Here is a 354-nt window from a genome sequence, read left to right on the forward strand (position 1 = left end):
CGAAGCCGCCGCCGGCCTCGGCTGCTCCGTCGCGCAGATCGCCAAGTCGATCCTGTTTCGCCGCCGCGAAGACGACGCGCCCGTGCTGGTGGTCGCGAGCGGCGCCAATCGCGGGGATGAAAAAAAGGTCGCGGCACAGGTGGGCGAAATTGGCCGCGCGGATGCGAAGTTCGTCCGCGAGAAAACCGGCTATGCGATTGGCGGCGTGTGTCCGGTCGGCCATGCGGTCGAACCGGTCACGCTGATCGACGAGGATCTGCTCGCGCTCGACAGCTTGTGGGCCGCGGCAGGCCATCCGCACGCGGTGTTCAATCTGACCGCGCAGGAACTGATCGCGCTGACGGGTGCGCCGGT

Annotated in this window: 1 protein-coding gene; it reads left to right on the top strand. The window is 67.8% G+C overall.

Annotated elements, in window-relative coordinates:
- On the top strand, positions 1 to 354 hold a 354-nt coding region (locus EN874_RS32585; RefSeq protein WP_135884727.1), incomplete at both ends, for a YbaK/EbsC family protein.

Origin of the sequence: Mesorhizobium sp. M1D.F.Ca.ET.231.01.1.1 (assembly GCF_003999155.2) — a bacterium.
GTDB lineage: Bacteria > Pseudomonadota > Alphaproteobacteria > Rhizobiales > Rhizobiaceae > Mesorhizobium.